Consider the following 14,806-nt stretch of genomic DNA (forward strand, 5'->3'; position numbering starts at 1 on the left):
TACGGGTCAGTTAAATCATTTTAATTCACTTATCCAATAATCTCATTACATCACCATACCGCCATCTACATTCAACACTTGTCCGGTTATGTAGGACGCATCGTCTGACAAAAAGAATGCAACGGCTTTTGCTACATCTTGAGGCTCACCAAGTGATCCCAGTGGGATGCCGCTAAGCAGCTGTTCTTTCATATCGTCACCGAGTGCATCTGTCATATCCGTGGTGATAAATCCTGGCGCTACTGCGTTAACAGTAATACCGCGGGCAGCAAGTTCTTTTGCCGTCGTTTTCGTCAGACCAATGACACCTGCTTTAGCTGCCACATAGTTCGCTTGCCCCGGATTGCCCGCAATCCCAACTACAGATGCTAAATTTACAATACGGCCTGCGCGCTGTTTCATCATTTGACGAGATACAGCTTTCGTACAAAGGAATACACCTTTCAAGTTCGTATCGATAACAGCATCCCATTCGTCTTCTTTCATACGCATCAAAAGATTGTCTTTCGTAATTCCTGCATTGTTGACTAAAAGATCAATGGTGCCAAACGCTTCAAGTGTTTTCGCCATCAGTTCTTTTACACTATCTGCAGACGTTACGTCAGCTTGTACCGCAATGGCATGTCCGCCATTTGATGTAATTTCCTGTACGACTTCCTCAGCGCGCTGCTGACTCCCGCTGTAATTGACAGTAACATTCGCCCCTTCACTCGCGAGTAAGAGCGCTACGGCACGTCCAATACCTCTTGACGCCCCTGTTACAACTGCCGTCTTACCTGTGAACTTCCCCATTAAGACCACTCCTTTGCTGCTTCTACTACAGCAGTTAGTGTTTCTTCATCATAAACTGGCCAAACCGTGACGCTTCGGTCGATTTTACGGACAAGTCCGCTCAAAACTTTACCTGGACCACATTCTATGAATTGAGTAACTCCTAAATCCAACATTTGTCGAACTGATTCTTCCCAACGAACAGGAGAGTACAATTGTTCGATTAGCAGCTCTTTCACTTCATTACTGCTAGTAACAGGGTTCGCGGTTACGTTTGCAATGACAGGCACGTCTAAATCCTTCATTTCAATACTTTCTAATACTTCACCGAGTTCCCCTGCAGCCGGACGCATTAATTCCGAATGGAATGGTCCGCTAACATCGAGCATCAGTGCACGTTTTGCACCAGCTTCTTTTAAGCTCACACAAGCTTTATCCACACCTGCTTTAGTACCGGAAATCACAATTTGTCCGGGACAGTTGAGATTTGCAGGCTGAACGAGATCACCTTCAGCAGTTATCTTTTGTGTAACTTCTGTCAAAGTCTCTTTATCTAAACCGAGGATAGCAGCCATCGCTCCTTCTCCCGCTGGCATTGCTTCGTTCATGAACAATCCACGTTGGTGAACCGTTTTAACTGCATCTTCAAAAGTCATCGCACCAGATGCGTACAACGCGGTGTACTCACCCAAGCTATGTCCCGCCGTATAAGAAGGCTGAATACCGGCTTGCTTCAAACGGTCTGCTATCATCGCGCCTACAGTCAGCAGTGCAGGTTGCGCATTATACGTAACCGTCAATTCTTCTTGTGGTCCTGTTTCCATAAGTTCACTTAGATTAAATTCAAGAACACGATCAGCACTTTCAAAAAACTCGCGGCTACCCTCGTGTGCTGCTAATTCTGTTCCCATTCCAACTTTTTGAGACCCTTGTCCCGGAAATAGAAAAGCTACTTTTGTCATCGTGACTCCTCCTCTTTAATGGTTTCACGAATCGTTTCACTTACATGATGCTCTGCCATAATTCGTGCCTGCTTAATTGCATTTTTAATCGCTGTTGCATTTGAAGATCCGTGGGCTTTGATAACGGGTGAATTCAACCCAAATAGCGCCGCGCCGCCGTACTCCGTGTAATCCATCTGTTTTTTCAATCCACGCAGATCATCTTTCACAAGCGCTGCTGAAATTTTGGTTTTAACTGAGGAAGCAAATATATCTTTTATCATGGAAAACAATCCGGATGCCGTTCCTTCAATTGTTTTCAAAACCATATTCCCTGTGAATCCATCGGTCACTGCTACATCGGCAGTACCCGTTAACAGATCACGCGCCTCAATATTGCCGATAAAGTTAAGTGGCGCTTTCGTCAGTTCATCGTAAGCAGCTTTTGTTAAGTCATTGCCTTTGCCCGCTTCTGTACCGATGTTTAAAAGCCCTACACGTGGATTTTGAATGCCGCGTACTTTTTCTGCATAAATACTTCCCATAATCGCATATTGCACGAGATGACTCGGCTTAGCATCTGAATTGGCTCCAACATCAAGCAAGACGAATCCTTCTCCTCCGATTGTCGGAAGTGTTGGCGCAAGTGCTGGACGTTCAATACCATCGATACGACCGACAACGAATAAGCCAGTTGCCATAAGCGCACCTGTATTTCCAGCAGATACACACGCATCTGCATCCCCATCTTTCACCGCTTGCGCCATTCGTACCATGGAAGCATCTTTCTTCCTGCGCACAGCACGCACAGGCTCATCCTCCGGTGCAATCACTTCACTGCAATGGTGAACAGTGAGTCGCTCGTTGGGAGTTAGAAACGGTTTCATCGCTTCTTCATCACCATAAAGCTGTATATGTATATCGTTAAATTCCTGTAAGCTCTTTACAACACCTGCGATAATTTCTTTCGGCGCATGATCTCCGCCCATCGCATCTACTGCGATTCTCATTGACCTTCCTCCTGACTCATTCCTGTAGACCGGAACATTTGGAACTCCCCGCTGAATACTTTTTCATCTCCAACTGTGGAAGTCACTTCGACAAGAGATCGATTATCCCTCTTTCCGCGCACGATTGCTCTAGCTATTACACGGTCTCCGGCCTTAACTGGCTTGACAAAGTGTAGCACAGATTTCGCTGTCAATGCGAGCTCATCATCAAGAACTGCAACGGCTAAGGAGTTCGCCTGTGCGAACAAATGATGTCCCCTCGCGATTCCACTTTTTTGGAATACATGAAGCGGAGTTATATCAAGGATTGAAATCGCTTTACTATCCAATTCGATATCGATAATTTCACCAATCACTTCTTCTTGCTGAAGAGCTTTCACTTTGTCTGCAATTGTTTCAGTTGCCGCTGTTCTCATGCGTTCCCGCAATTCCGGAATCCCACATTCGAGGCGGTCTAACCGTATCGTTTGGACGCTCACGTCGAAGTGCTGTGCGATTTCCTCATCTGTCAAAAAAGGGGTAGCATCTAACAGCTGAGACAGCTGTTGCTGACGTTCTTTTTTCGGTACTCGCAACATCGTCACTCCTCATGTTTAGCACTTGGTAATAGTAACAGTATATAAAGATAAAAAAAAGAATGCAAGAGGGTCATTCTCTCAGCATTCTAAAACCGATTGGATTCAAACGTTTGTGGATACAAATCATTCATTTCTTCGTTAGTCAATCCTTTCATTTTTCAAGACTCCCGACGCTTCAACTGTTGCGCGAAGACTCGCATATTCAGAGTCATTCCAGAAAGAATCCAGTTCCAGCATTTTCTCTGCATCTTGTCGGGCAGTTTCCAATGCTCGATAGTCGTGAATTAAATCTGCCATTTTAAATTCAGGTAATCCGCTTTGCTTTTTCCCGAAGAAGTCCCCAGAGCCACGAAGTTCAAGATCTTTTTCAGCTAATAAAAACCCGTCGTTCGTTTCAGCCATGGTCAGCATGCGCTCTTTCCCTTCTTCTGTTTTCGGATCTGCCAATAGCACACAATAAGACTGATCTGCTCCTCGACCTACTCGCCCTCTCAATTGGTGGAGTTGAGCAAGGCCGAAACGGGTCGCATCGTAAATTAGCATGAAGGTCGCATTTGGTACGTTTACACCCACTTCCACTACAGTCGTGGATACTAAACAATCGATTGTGCCTTCACTGAAAGCACGCATAACCTCATCTTTTTCGTCACTATGGAGCCTTCCATGCATGAGACCTACTGTGAATCTACCCGCAAAGTACGTTGATAGCTGTCCAAAAACTTCCACAGCATTTTGCACGTCCAGAGTATCCGATTCTTCAATTAATGGGCAAATGACATAAGCTTGTCTTCCAGCCTGCAGCTCCTTCTCCATTCTGCGAAGCACGGGCCCAAGTGAATCCTCTTTCAGCCAATGTGTTTCAATTTCTTTTCTGCCCGCTGGCATTTCATCCAATATCGAGACATCCATTTCCCCAAATACCGTGATCGCCAATGTCCGGGGAATCGGAGTCGCAGTCATAAAGAGTACATCCGGGCTTTCCCCTTTGTCTCGGAGAACACGTCTTTGTTCAACACCAAAACGATGCTGCTCATCGGTAATAACCAGACCAAGCCGGTGAAAATTCACATCAGGCTGAATTAGAGCGTGTGTACCGATAAGCAGGTCGATTTCACCAATTTCGAGTCTTGAAACGATTTCCTTGCGAGCTTTCCCTTTTGTAGATCCTGACAAAAAGGCGACAGTTACACCGAATGGCTCCAGCCAACTTGCAAGCGTTTCAGCATGCTGTTCAGCAAGTATTTCCGTCGGTGCCATGAGTGCGCCTTGATAGCCTGCTGTAATCGCGGCGTATAAAGCGATTGCAGCAACTACGGTTTTTCCTGATCCAACATCACCTTGAAGGAGACGATTCATCCGCAAAGGACTTTTCAGCTCAGCACATAATTCATTGACGACTCTTTTTTGGGCACCCGTCAAGTCAAATGGAAGCTTTTCGATAAACTGTTTTAATTTCTCCAAATCGTACGTAATTGAAATTCCTTTTCCCGCTTCTTTCCGCACTTTCTTAAGGGCTGCCATTTTCAATTGAAAGTGAAGAAGTTCTTCATATACCACGCGGCGCCGTGCTTGTTTGACATCGTCAGGGCTGCTTGGAAAATGGACCATTTCCAAGGTGGCGGAGAGGCGAGGAAGTTTATACGTTTCTAATAACTGTTCAGGCAGTGTCTCTGGCATCTCATCTGCCACTTCATCTAAAGCAGTTCTCATCCATCTTCTGAAAGTGGGCTGCTTCATAACACCTTTTAAACTATAAACAGGCTCGAAATCTGCTTGGCCAATTTTAGGTCCTTCTTTAAAATTACTTACGTTTATGAGCTGCCGGCCGCGGTCCCATTTACCTGTAATCGTTACAACCTGTCCAGGATTAAGACGATCCTTTAAATAGTGCTGATTAAAAAATACCGCTTTAATAAGGTGATTGCCTACAAGCAATTGTACTTGTAGACGAGAACGTTTTTTACCGGTAAACAGGACGGATGGAATACTTTCCACCCGTCCTTCGATTGTTACGCGTTCTTCGTGCGGCGTTTCAGACAAATCTTTCAATCTGAAATCTTCATGCCGATATGGAAACATCATAACTAACTCTTCAATTGTGTGAATTCCTAAGGTTTCAAGCTGCTCGCCAGCTGTTTTCCCAATTCCTTTTAAAGATGTTACTGGATCATTTAGTGACTGTGTCACGTGATTCTTTGTCCTTGCCGAAAATTTCAGCTTCTAACGCTTTTCCAGTCGGTGTAGCAGCGAGACCGCCTTTTGCCGTTTCTCGCAAAGCAGATGGCATCGATTGTCCAATTTTGTGCATGGCTTCAATCACTTCATCTGTAGGAATGACACTGACAACACCTGCAAGCGCCATATCCGCACCAACTAGCGCTTTAGCTGCGCCCATTGCGTTTCGTTTTACACACGGCACCTCGACGAGCCCTGCGACTGGATCGCAGACGAGACCGAGCATATTTTTCATAACAATTGAAAATGCCTCTGCACTTTGCTGAGGAGTTCCTCCTGCCATTTCAACAATTGCGGCAGCTGCCATAGAAGCGGCAGAACCTGTTTCTGCCTGACATCCGCCTGCAGCCCCGGAAATAGATGCATTGTTCGCAACGATGAATCCAAAAGCACCTGTTGTGAACAAATAATTAACCATTTCTTCTCGAGTTGGGTTCAGTTTGTTTTTCACAGCGAATAAGGTACCCGGAACGATACCGGCAGCACCCGCTGTTGGCGTAGCACAGATCAATCCCATTGCTGCATTGACTTCGTTCGTTGCAACAGCCTTACTTACAGCGTCCAGCAGCAATTCTCCAGATAACGATTTACCTGTTTTCATGTAATCTTGAATAAGGACCGCGTCGCCGCCAGTTAAACCAGAAGGAGAGTGGACACCTTTCAATCCTTCTTCAACAGAGCTTTCCATCACTGCTAAATTGTTCTCCATTTGTTCAACGATTTCCTCACGGGATCTCCGCGTTAACATCATTTCTTGCCGAATCATTATCTCAGAAATCGGCTGCTGATCTTTTTCAGCAATCGCTACAAGTTCTTTTACATTTGAAAACAAAATATCCATTATAGTTGCCCCCTTAGTTAGCCAATGTCGATACTTGTGTGACATTTGGCAACGCTCGTAATTCTTGTATCAATTCATTATTAACGACCTGATCGACTTCAATAACCATAAGTGCCATCTTCCCTTTTTCTTTACGTCCGACTTCCATATGTGCAATGTTCATATCTTGTTTTGCAATTGCGTTTGATACATTTGCAATAACACCGGCACGGTCATCATGGACAACAAGTAATGCAGGAAAATGTCCAGATAGGCGTAACGGAAAACCATTCAGCTCGACAACTTCCATCGTTCCTCCGCCAATCGAGATTCCAATGAGTTCCATGGCCCCTTCTTTGTCTCCAATAATTATTTTTGCAGTATTCGGATGATCCATTTCTTCTTCTTCAGCTATGAAGTCAAAGGACATCCCTAGTTTTTCTGCGTCTTCGAATGCAGTACGAATGCGTTCATCGAACGTATCATAGCCAAGCAATCCCCCGATAATAGCCACATCGGTTCCGTGACCTTTGTAAGTTTCCGCGAAAGAACCATATAAGTGGATTGTCGCCCATTCCGGCTGACGACCAAATAAATCTCTAGCTACAAGTCCAATACGTGCTGCTCCTGCTGTATGTGATGATGACGGTCCAATCATGACCGGTCCGATAATTTCAAAAACGGATCTGAATTTCAACAATAACTCCCCCTTTTGCCCATATTCCTAACTTCCATTCTACACGATGCACCGCTAGAAAACAAAAATGTCATCTGTTCTATAAGTACACAAAAAGCGCCTGAGACAGGAGTCACGGCGCTTTTTACGTATTCTTATTCTACTGATAAAATATATGGATACAATGGCTGTTTTCCATTGTAGAGTTCAATTTCAACATGGTCGAATTGTCCTTCGATATAGGCTGTCATTTCTTTCGCATCTTGCTCTGCAACGTCTTCTCCGTAAATGACCGTTACGATTTCGTCGTCAGCTGTAATCATTCCATCAATTAAAGATTTCATCGTTGTTTCAAGAGATGGTGTCGCACTTGTGATTTTGCCATTCGAAATTGCCATATAGTCATCTTTATGGATTGAAACGCCATCAATCGACGTATCTCTGACTGCAGTTGTCACTTGTCCTGTTTTGACCACTGAAGCAGCTGAAGTCATTGATTTTGCATTTGAAGTGACGTCAGTCTCGGGATTAAAAGCTAAAATTGCCGCAAGTCCTTCCGGCACTGACTTCGTCGGTACAACAGCCGCCTCTATTCCTGCAACTTCCGCCGCTTGTTCAGCTGCCAATACAATATTTTTGTTGTTCGGTAAAATCAGTACCCGCTCAGCACCCACTTCTTGAATTGCTTTTACGATATCCTCTGTTGACGGATTCATCGTTTGACCGCCTTCAATTACATAAGACGCTCCAATGCTTTTCAGCAATTCCGCAATTCCTTCTCCCATTGCAACTGTAACGATTGCATAAGGAGTCTTCTTGACGACATCCTTCTCTTTTTTTCGAGTTGAGTTATCGCCTACAATGTCCATATGCTGTTGACGCATGTTTTCAATCTTAATGTTAATGAGTGAACCAAACTGTTGTCCAAAGGAAAGCGCATCTCCAGGATCTTCAGTGTGGATATGTACTTTTGCAATCTCGTCATCGGAAATCACTAATAATGAATCTCCTAACTCACTCAATTGCTGCCTGAAATTATCTTCATCAAATGGCTGGCCTTTTGTTTTTTCATCTTCAAACCGCACCATGAATTCTGTACAGTATCCGAACACAATGTCTGCCGTGTCCATGAATCCTTGTACATTACGATGGTGTTCAGCACTTACAAGTTCGTCCATTGACTGGGCAACTGTGCGTTCAGGTAATTCCTCGCCTTTTAAGCAAGCTAAAAACCCTTCATATACGTAAACGAGGCCTTGTCCGCCCGAATCGACAACTCCAACTTCTTTTAACACGGGAAGTAGGTCCGGTGTCCTTTTGAGAGACGCCTTTGCTTCAGTCACAATGGCTTCCATTAAGAGAATGATGTCTGTTTCTGTTATCGCTGTGTCCACCGCAACATTTGCAGCGTCTTTCGCAACTGTCAGAATCGTACCTTCAACGGGTTTCATTACAGCTTTATAGGCGGTTTGAACACCGTAGCGTAATGCTTCAGCAAATTCGCTTGCTGTAAGTGTTTCTTTTTCTTCAACAGCCTTGCCGAAACCTCGAAACAATTGAGATAAGATAACACCAGAATTTCCTCGGGCACCCATCAGCAATCCTTTTGACAAAGCTTGTGATGTTTCTCCTAGATGTGCCGAAACATGTGCTTCCGTTTCTTTTGCACCCGAAGTCATAGATAAATTCATGTTGGTACCTGTATCACCATCTGGTACAGGAAATACATTTAAAGAATCTACGTAATCTGCATTTTGCTTTAAGTGGTGTGCACCCATTTTCACCATCTCTGCAAACTTATAACCATCCATCAATTTCATAGTACTGTGTTCCTCCTTCACAGGTTCGTTACCCGAACGCCCTGTACATAAATATTGACGGAATCGATCGTCAATCCAAGTATTTTTTTTAGTGTATAGCGCACTTTCGATTGAACTTGATAGGAAACTTCAGTAATTTTCGTGCCGTAACCTACAATCAAATATAGATCGATTTGCGTATCAGCACCTGCATTTCTTACAACTACACCTCTACTGAAGTTTTCTTTCCTCAAAATTTCTGTCAGTCCGTCCCGTATTTGATGCCTGGAGGCCATTCCGACAACTCCATAGCATTCAACTGTAGCTTCACCGACGACCCGGGCGATTGTCTCATTCGTTATATCAATTTTTCCATAATCATTTTCAATTTGAATCGACATGCTACTATCCCTCCTGAATCCAGTTTCACTGTTCACATTGTACTATATACATGGCTATAAGAAAAGAAAGCAAGCGTTTTCTTTATTGTGTAAAGCAAAAACACTTGAGAGAACAGAGAAAAAAGCTTGCATGCAATAGACGAATATGATAAATTAATCTAGTATGCGAAGTATAAGTGAAACGCTTAATCATCATTCGCGAGGAGGTTGTAAAATGGCTAAGGAATGTGTAATTACTGGTCGCAAAGCACGTGCAGGGAACAATCGCTCCCATGCAATGAACTCTAGCAAACGTACTTGGGGTGCAAACCTTCAAAAAGTCCGTATTCTTGTGAACGGCAAGCCGAAGCGTGTTTGGGTTTCTGCCCGCGCACTCAAATCAGGTAAAGTTCAACGCGTATAATAGACCGCACTAAATAAAAACGCCAGGCTGAAATTCAGCCCGGCGTTTTTTCGTGTCGCTTTTTTCGTTTCTTTACTGCAGTTGAGGAAGACTTTTTAGGTGTCTCCTCTTTAGAAAATACAACCATACACTTTCGCACAATTCCACTTACAAACTTAGGCAATGTAAAGGTATAAATCCGCAACTCCCCACTCCTTTCAGGAATCTGAGCTCCTTACCATTAAACATATGCCGCTCTGTATCGAGATAGTACAAGATGCTCTCAATATCTCGTTGCTTGTAAAGCGAGTATCTCCTAGATCAATGTCTTCGGAATGTACTTCATATTTAACTCCAGTGATTGAGATCCCTTGTACAGCTTCACTTATACTGAAGAATGATAGATAAGGAAACTTCATGTCACGTTGGACTTGATGAGTTCCTTCCTGCAGCAGCATCAGTTCATTTTGCTGATTTGCAATTAAAAGCTGTGTTTGCTTTTGGACATCTAAATGGCGTACTAAAAGCTGTAAGGCTGAAAACATATGGTCCAGGCGTCCGCCAGTAACCCCCGTTAAAATAATTTTTTCGGGTTTCCATGAGAAGGCGAGATCCAAAGCGAGTTCAGTATCCGTCTCATCCTTTTCAGCTGGACGACGTTCTATGAAGCAATTTGTATCTACTATTTTCTTCATTTCCTCTACACTGACAGAATCAAAGTCACCTACTGCGGCATTTGGAATAATTCCTGCATCCAGCAATTGCAAAGTTCCGCGATCAGCGCCAATAAACCGGGTTTCGCTGTCTATAAAGGGAGCCAGAGGAATAAGCTCTTCCTCTGGCCCTCCTGCACATATAATTACCTTCTTCACTTGACTCGTGCCTTTTCTCCAGCACTGCGGATGTTTTGAATTGCAACTGCGCGGTCTGTTTGGTTATAGATAGCAGACCCCGCCACGAATACCGTAGCGCCAGCTTCTACACACTGCCCGATTGTTTCAGGTGTAATTCCGCCATCAATTTCAATTTCAATAGACAAATTTCTTTCCTTAATTAGCTTCGAAAGCTGTTTAACTTTCGGAACAACTGTAGGAATGAACTTTTGTCCGCCGAACCCGGGATTAACTGTCATAAATAGAACAAGGTCAATATCTTCCAGCACATGTTGTATCGTTTCAATAGGAGTATGCGGATTAAGTACCACCCCCGGCTTAACTCCGTGTGATCGAATCAGCTGTATCGTTCTGTGAAGATGGCGGCACGCTTCCACATGGACCGTAATATAGTCTGCGCCGGCTTTAGCAAATTGCTCGATGTATTGATCAGGTTCTTCAATCATTAAGTGTACGTCTAAAGGTAACTTAGTTACAGGGCGGACCGCTTCGACAATTAGAGGACCCATTGTAATGTTTGGAACAAAATGTCCATCCATAACATCAACGTGAATCCAATCAGCTCCCCCACGTTCAACTTCCTGAATCTCTTCGCCTAGCTTGGAAAAATCCGCTGATAATATTGAAGGTGCTATTTTTATCATCGTGTTAATACCTCGGCTTTCTATCCATTATTTCTTGCATAAACTGAAGGTAATGATCATATCGACTTTTTAGGATTTCGCCAGATTCGACTTGTCTTTTCACTTCACAAGAAGGTTCTTTTAGGTGCAAGCACCCTCTGAATTTACACTGTTCAGCTGCTTTTGCGAATTCCGGGAAACAGCTTCCCACTTCTTGTTTTTCAAGCGTCTCAAATTCAAGCGAGCTAAATCCAGGTGTATCCGCAACTAGGCCTCCCGCCACTTCATGCAATTCTACGTGACGGGTTGTATGTTTACCACGTCCTAAGGATTCTGAGATTTCACCAGTTTCAAGTGAAAGACCAGGAAGCAATGTGTTTAATAAAGTTGACTTTCCGACTCCTGATTGACCGGCCAGTACCGTAGTTTTTTCTTCAAGATATGGACGAATCTTGTTTAGTAAGTCAGGTTCATTAATGGAGGTTAGTAATACATCATAACCAATCGATCTGTAATACGTAGCAGCTTCTTCAGCCGCCTGTAGTTCAGATTCGTTCGTTTTGTCTTTTTTAGTCAAACAGATAACAGGTTGAATCCCATGAGATTCGACCAGTACAAGGAACCGATCTAACAAACTGGAACTGAACGCAGGCTCTACAATTGAAACCGCAAGTAATGCCAGGTCAATATTCGAAACAGGTGGCCTGACTAACTCGTTTTTTCTAGGATGAACTTCTGTAATCGTCGCATCTTCTTGCCCTTCTTGAACATACGTCACCCAGTCACCGACGAGCGGCGTAATTTTTCGTTTCCGGAAAACGCCGCGCCCTCTACAACGAACTGTACCTCCATCATATTTCACGTAGTAAAATCCGCTGATTGCTTTTCGAATTTGTCCTTCTGGCATCCTATCCCCATCCTTATTGAATGTCTTTGTAGTCAAATGTCTTTTCTTCGATAACTGTGGTGTCTCGAAGGATTCGATAACCGCCGCGCTGGCCTTCTTCAAGTTCGACAGTAATTTGTTTTTCCGTATCCTCGGTAATTTCAAATTCTTCAATCGGATCCGTCATCGAATGCTCACGATCTTGAATGTAGATCCGTACCGTTTGTGGGACTTTTTCTTTTTCACCATCTGTATCGTCTTCACCATCAGGTGGATCTGTTTCTTCAGCAATTTGATATGGGATTTTCACACTTTTCACATATAATTTAACTGGTTTTTGTGCTGGCCCTTTTGATACTGTGACATTGATTTTAGATCCAATCGGAAGAGATTGCCCTGACGACGGATCTTGTTTCATCACTTGTCCGGCCGGAATCGTATCCGAATTGGATTGCTTCACCACTTCAATATTGAATCCAGAAGAAGTCGCATACTCATTTATCTGGTCGTCTGTGTAGCCAATTAAGCTTTCTACAGTTTTTAATTCAGGTCCTTTACTGACTGTAAAGACTACATCGGTTTCTCCCGGTACAACTTCTGTATCTGGATCGGGATCCTGCTTTAAGATTGTCCCTTCAAGTTCATCATCGTAAATTTCATTTGCCTCAATAGATTTAAATTCATAAGTTTCAAGACGTTCTTTTACTGAACTATATTCTCTTCCCGTATAGTCACTAAACGACATCGTTTCTTTTCCTGTACTAATGTATAACTTAACTGCACTGCCTTTATCACGCTCTTTGTTGGCTTCAGGGATTGTTCTGAACACTTCCCCTTTTTCATACTCTTCAGATGGCTGCGGCACTTTATCATCCACGACAAATCCACTTTCTTCAAGCATTGCAATAGCATCTGCTTCATCTTTACCTAACACATCAGGAACAGTAACCTTTTGGTCAAAAACTCCAGTGAGAAACAAAATTGAGATCACTGCCGCTGCTGTGAGCAGCAATCCTACAAAAATTGGCCACTTTTTCCGTTTTTTCTTAGCAGGTTCTTCCGCGGCTTGCGGTGCTGTCTTCTCAGTTTGTACAGGCGTAATTCTTACAGTTTCCTCGGAATCCATTAATCTAGGGGCATTTTTAATAACTGGAATAGCCATCGTTTCATCTTCATCGAATGGAATGACAAACTTCTCTTCGTTTACACGGTTTGCGTCAAGAGCGGTTAATAAGTCTTCATACATTTCATCTGCAGATACATAACGATGTCTGGCATCTTTAGTCGTTGCTTTCAGTATAATGTTTTCTACACTTTGCGGAATCGCTGGAAAATCCGCACGTACTGAAGGCGTTTCTTCTTGTAAATGCTTTAAAGCTACAGCTACTGCGGATTCTGCAGAAAAAGGAAGTTTCCCTGTCAATAGCTCATAGAATACAATCCCTAGTGAATAGATATCGGATTTTTTGGTAGCCATTCCACCTCTTGCTTGCTCGGGTGATAGGTAATGAACCGTTCCAAGAACAGAATTTGTTTTCGTATGCGAGGTGGCTGTAAGCGCCATTGCGATTCCAAAATCCGTGATTTTCACTGTTCCTTCTTCATCCATTAATATGTTTTGTGGCTTTACATCCCGATGGATAATACCGTTATGATGTGCATTAGAAATTGCAGCTACCAGTTGCAACATAATAGGAATTGCCTGATCAGGTGCAAGAGGACCATTTTCATGGATGTACCGTTTCAATGTTAATCCTTTTACGTATTCCATTACTAAATAATGGAGTTCCCCTTCTTCTCCTACGTCATAAATATTGACGATATTCGGATGGGTCAATGAGGTTGCTGAAAGCGCCTCACGCTGAAATCTCCGTTTTAACTCTTCCTCATTTGCAAAATCATAATTCAGAACTTTAATGGCAACATCACGATCTAAAATCAAATCATGCGCCAAGTATACTTTAGACATACCGCCTTCACCGATTGTTCCAATGATATCGTAGCGATCACCGATTCGATTTCCCATCATAAGACATCAGCTCCGAGCTTGGATGCGGACAATAATACTGCAGTAATGTTGTCCTCCCCACCCCTGTCGTTAGCCAAATCGATCATTTGAATTACTTTTTCCTCTAATGTTGCATCTGTATTGACCATTTGATGGAGTGTTTCAGCATCCACTTTGTTGCTAAGACCATCGGTGCAAAGTAACAAATAATTTCCATCTTCTTTAAAAGGTACATGATAGAAATCAGGATCAATGCTTTTCTCGGATCCTACAGCACGCATAATCCAATTACGCTGTGGATGGACTTCTGCTTCTTCTTCCGTAATTTCCCCACTCGCAAGTAACGCATTGACATAAGAGTGGTCTTTTGTCACTTGAGTCGCGTTTTCAGCATCAATCAAGTACACGCGACTATCCCCAACATGCGCAATGTAGCATTGGCCCTTAGCGATAACGGCTGCTTCAAGTGTTGTACCCATTCCTTCATGCTCAGCAGATGACTGGGCTTTTTCATAAATCAGATGATTGACATTCCGTACATTTTCGCTCAGCCATTCATTCCACTGTTCTCGTGAATCAGGGATCTCTGTTTTAAGCCCAGTGAAATACTCTCCCATTAAACGGACGGCCATGGAACTCGCTACATCACCGCTCTTATGTCCGCCCATTCCATCTGCGATGACAGCTAATATGTACCCATTGTCAAGTACAAAAACCGCAGCTTGGTCTTCGTTAAACGTACGCTTTTTGCCAATATCTGTTCGAACACTAAAACACATTTGG

The 14,806-nt window shown here is 43.4% G+C and carries 16 protein-coding genes; 1 reads left to right on the plus strand and 15 read right to left on the minus strand.

Going from position 1 to position 14,806, the window contains the following annotated elements; genetic code table 11:
• Positions 1-45: 45 nt before the first annotated feature.
• The 9 genes from fabG to QT716_RS04345 form a co-directional block, all read right to left on the minus strand.
• Entirely contained in the window at positions 46-792 is a 747-nt protein-coding gene (fabG, locus tag QT716_RS04305; protein ID WP_317934708.1) for a 3-oxoacyl-[acyl-carrier-protein] reductase, read from the minus strand.
• A complete protein-coding gene (gene fabD / locus QT716_RS04310; protein WP_317934709.1) occupies positions 792-1,733 on the minus strand; it encodes an ACP S-malonyltransferase in 942 nt (313 codons plus the stop codon). The genes fabG and fabD overlap by 1 nt, the downstream gene beginning before the upstream one ends.
• Positions 1,730-2,722, minus strand: a complete 993-nt coding sequence (plsX, locus tag QT716_RS04315; protein ID WP_317934711.1) for a phosphate acyltransferase PlsX — start codon at positions 2,720-2,722, stop codon at positions 1,730-1,732. Before plsX ends, fabD begins: the two co-directional genes overlap by 4 nt.
• A complete protein-coding gene (gene fapR, locus QT716_RS04320) occupies positions 2,719-3,297 on the minus strand; it encodes a transcription factor FapR (protein ID WP_317934952.1) in 579 nt (192 codons plus the stop codon). Before fapR ends, plsX begins: the two co-directional genes overlap by 4 nt.
• A 141-nt stretch (positions 3,298-3,438) precedes the next feature.
• The gene (gene recG, locus QT716_RS04325) at positions 3,439-5,487 is read right to left on the minus strand and encodes an ATP-dependent DNA helicase RecG (protein WP_317934712.1); all 2,049 of its coding nucleotides are present in this window, start codon (positions 5,485-5,487) and stop codon (positions 3,439-3,441) included.
• Positions 5,468-6,376 carry an L-serine ammonia-lyase, iron-sulfur-dependent, subunit alpha gene (gene sdaAA / locus QT716_RS04330; protein WP_317934713.1) on the minus strand — a complete coding sequence of 303 codons (909 nt, stop codon included), beginning with the start codon at positions 6,374-6,376 and terminating at the stop codon, positions 5,468-5,470. The genes recG and sdaAA overlap by 20 nt, the downstream gene beginning before the upstream one ends.
• A 13-nt stretch (positions 6,377-6,389) precedes the next feature.
• Positions 6,390-7,052, minus strand: coding sequence for an L-serine ammonia-lyase, iron-sulfur-dependent subunit beta (gene sdaAB / locus QT716_RS04335; RefSeq protein ID WP_317934715.1), 663 nt, complete (start codon positions 7,050-7,052; stop codon positions 6,390-6,392).
• Positions 7,053-7,186: 134 nt separating this feature from the next.
• Positions 7,187-8,851 carry a DAK2 domain-containing protein gene (locus QT716_RS04340; protein ID WP_317934716.1) on the minus strand — a complete coding sequence of 555 codons (1,665 nt, stop codon included), beginning with the start codon at positions 8,849-8,851 and terminating at the stop codon, positions 7,187-7,189.
• Between the two features lie 17 nt (positions 8,852-8,868).
• The gene (locus tag QT716_RS04345; protein WP_317934718.1) at positions 8,869-9,231 is read right to left on the minus strand and encodes an Asp23/Gls24 family envelope stress response protein; all 363 of its coding nucleotides are present in this window, start codon (positions 9,229-9,231) and stop codon (positions 8,869-8,871) included.
• Positions 9,232-9,445: 214 nt separating this feature from the next.
• Here QT716_RS04345 and rpmB point away from each other — a divergent pair, with 214 nt between their 5' ends.
• On the plus strand, positions 9,446-9,634 hold the full coding sequence (gene rpmB, locus QT716_RS04350; RefSeq protein WP_025785101.1) for a 50S ribosomal protein L28: 189 nt from the start codon (positions 9,446-9,448) through the stop codon (positions 9,632-9,634).
• Between the two features lie 34 nt (positions 9,635-9,668).
• Here rpmB and spoVM read toward each other — a convergent pair whose 3' ends face one another.
• The 6 genes from spoVM to QT716_RS04380 are packed head-to-tail and all read right to left on the minus strand — an operon-like array spanning position 9,669 to position 14,802.
• Complete coding sequence (spoVM, locus tag QT716_RS04355; protein WP_317934720.1) at positions 9,669-9,818, minus strand: stage V sporulation protein SpoVM; 150 nt, start codon at positions 9,816-9,818, stop codon at positions 9,669-9,671.
• A 13-nt stretch (positions 9,819-9,831) separates the two neighbouring features.
• Positions 9,832-10,485 (minus strand): thiamine diphosphokinase, encoded by a 654-nt coding sequence (locus QT716_RS04360; protein ID WP_317934721.1) that lies wholly within the window; start codon positions 10,483-10,485, stop codon positions 9,832-9,834.
• Positions 10,482-11,150, minus strand: coding sequence for a ribulose-phosphate 3-epimerase (gene rpe / locus QT716_RS04365; protein WP_317934723.1), 669 nt, complete (start codon positions 11,148-11,150; stop codon positions 10,482-10,484). The genes QT716_RS04360 and rpe overlap by 4 nt, the downstream gene beginning before the upstream one ends.
• A 4-nt stretch (positions 11,151-11,154) precedes the next feature.
• The gene (rsgA, locus tag QT716_RS04370) at positions 11,155-12,036 is read right to left on the minus strand and encodes a ribosome small subunit-dependent GTPase A (protein ID WP_317934724.1); all 882 of its coding nucleotides are present in this window, start codon (positions 12,034-12,036) and stop codon (positions 11,155-11,157) included.
• A gap of 13 nt (positions 12,037-12,049) precedes the next feature.
• Positions 12,050-14,044, minus strand: a complete 1,995-nt coding sequence (gene pknB, locus QT716_RS04375; protein WP_317934725.1) for a Stk1 family PASTA domain-containing Ser/Thr kinase — start codon at positions 14,042-14,044, stop codon at positions 12,050-12,052.
• Positions 14,041-14,802 (minus strand): Stp1/IreP family PP2C-type Ser/Thr phosphatase, encoded by a 762-nt coding sequence (locus tag QT716_RS04380; protein WP_317934727.1) that lies wholly within the window; start codon positions 14,800-14,802, stop codon positions 14,041-14,043. The genes pknB and QT716_RS04380 overlap by 4 nt, the downstream gene beginning before the upstream one ends.
• Positions 14,803-14,806 lie beyond the last annotated feature (4 nt).

The organism is Sporosarcina aquimarina (genome assembly GCF_033253705.1).
Taxonomy (GTDB): domain Bacteria; phylum Bacillota; class Bacilli; order Bacillales_A; family Planococcaceae; genus Sporosarcina; species Sporosarcina aquimarina.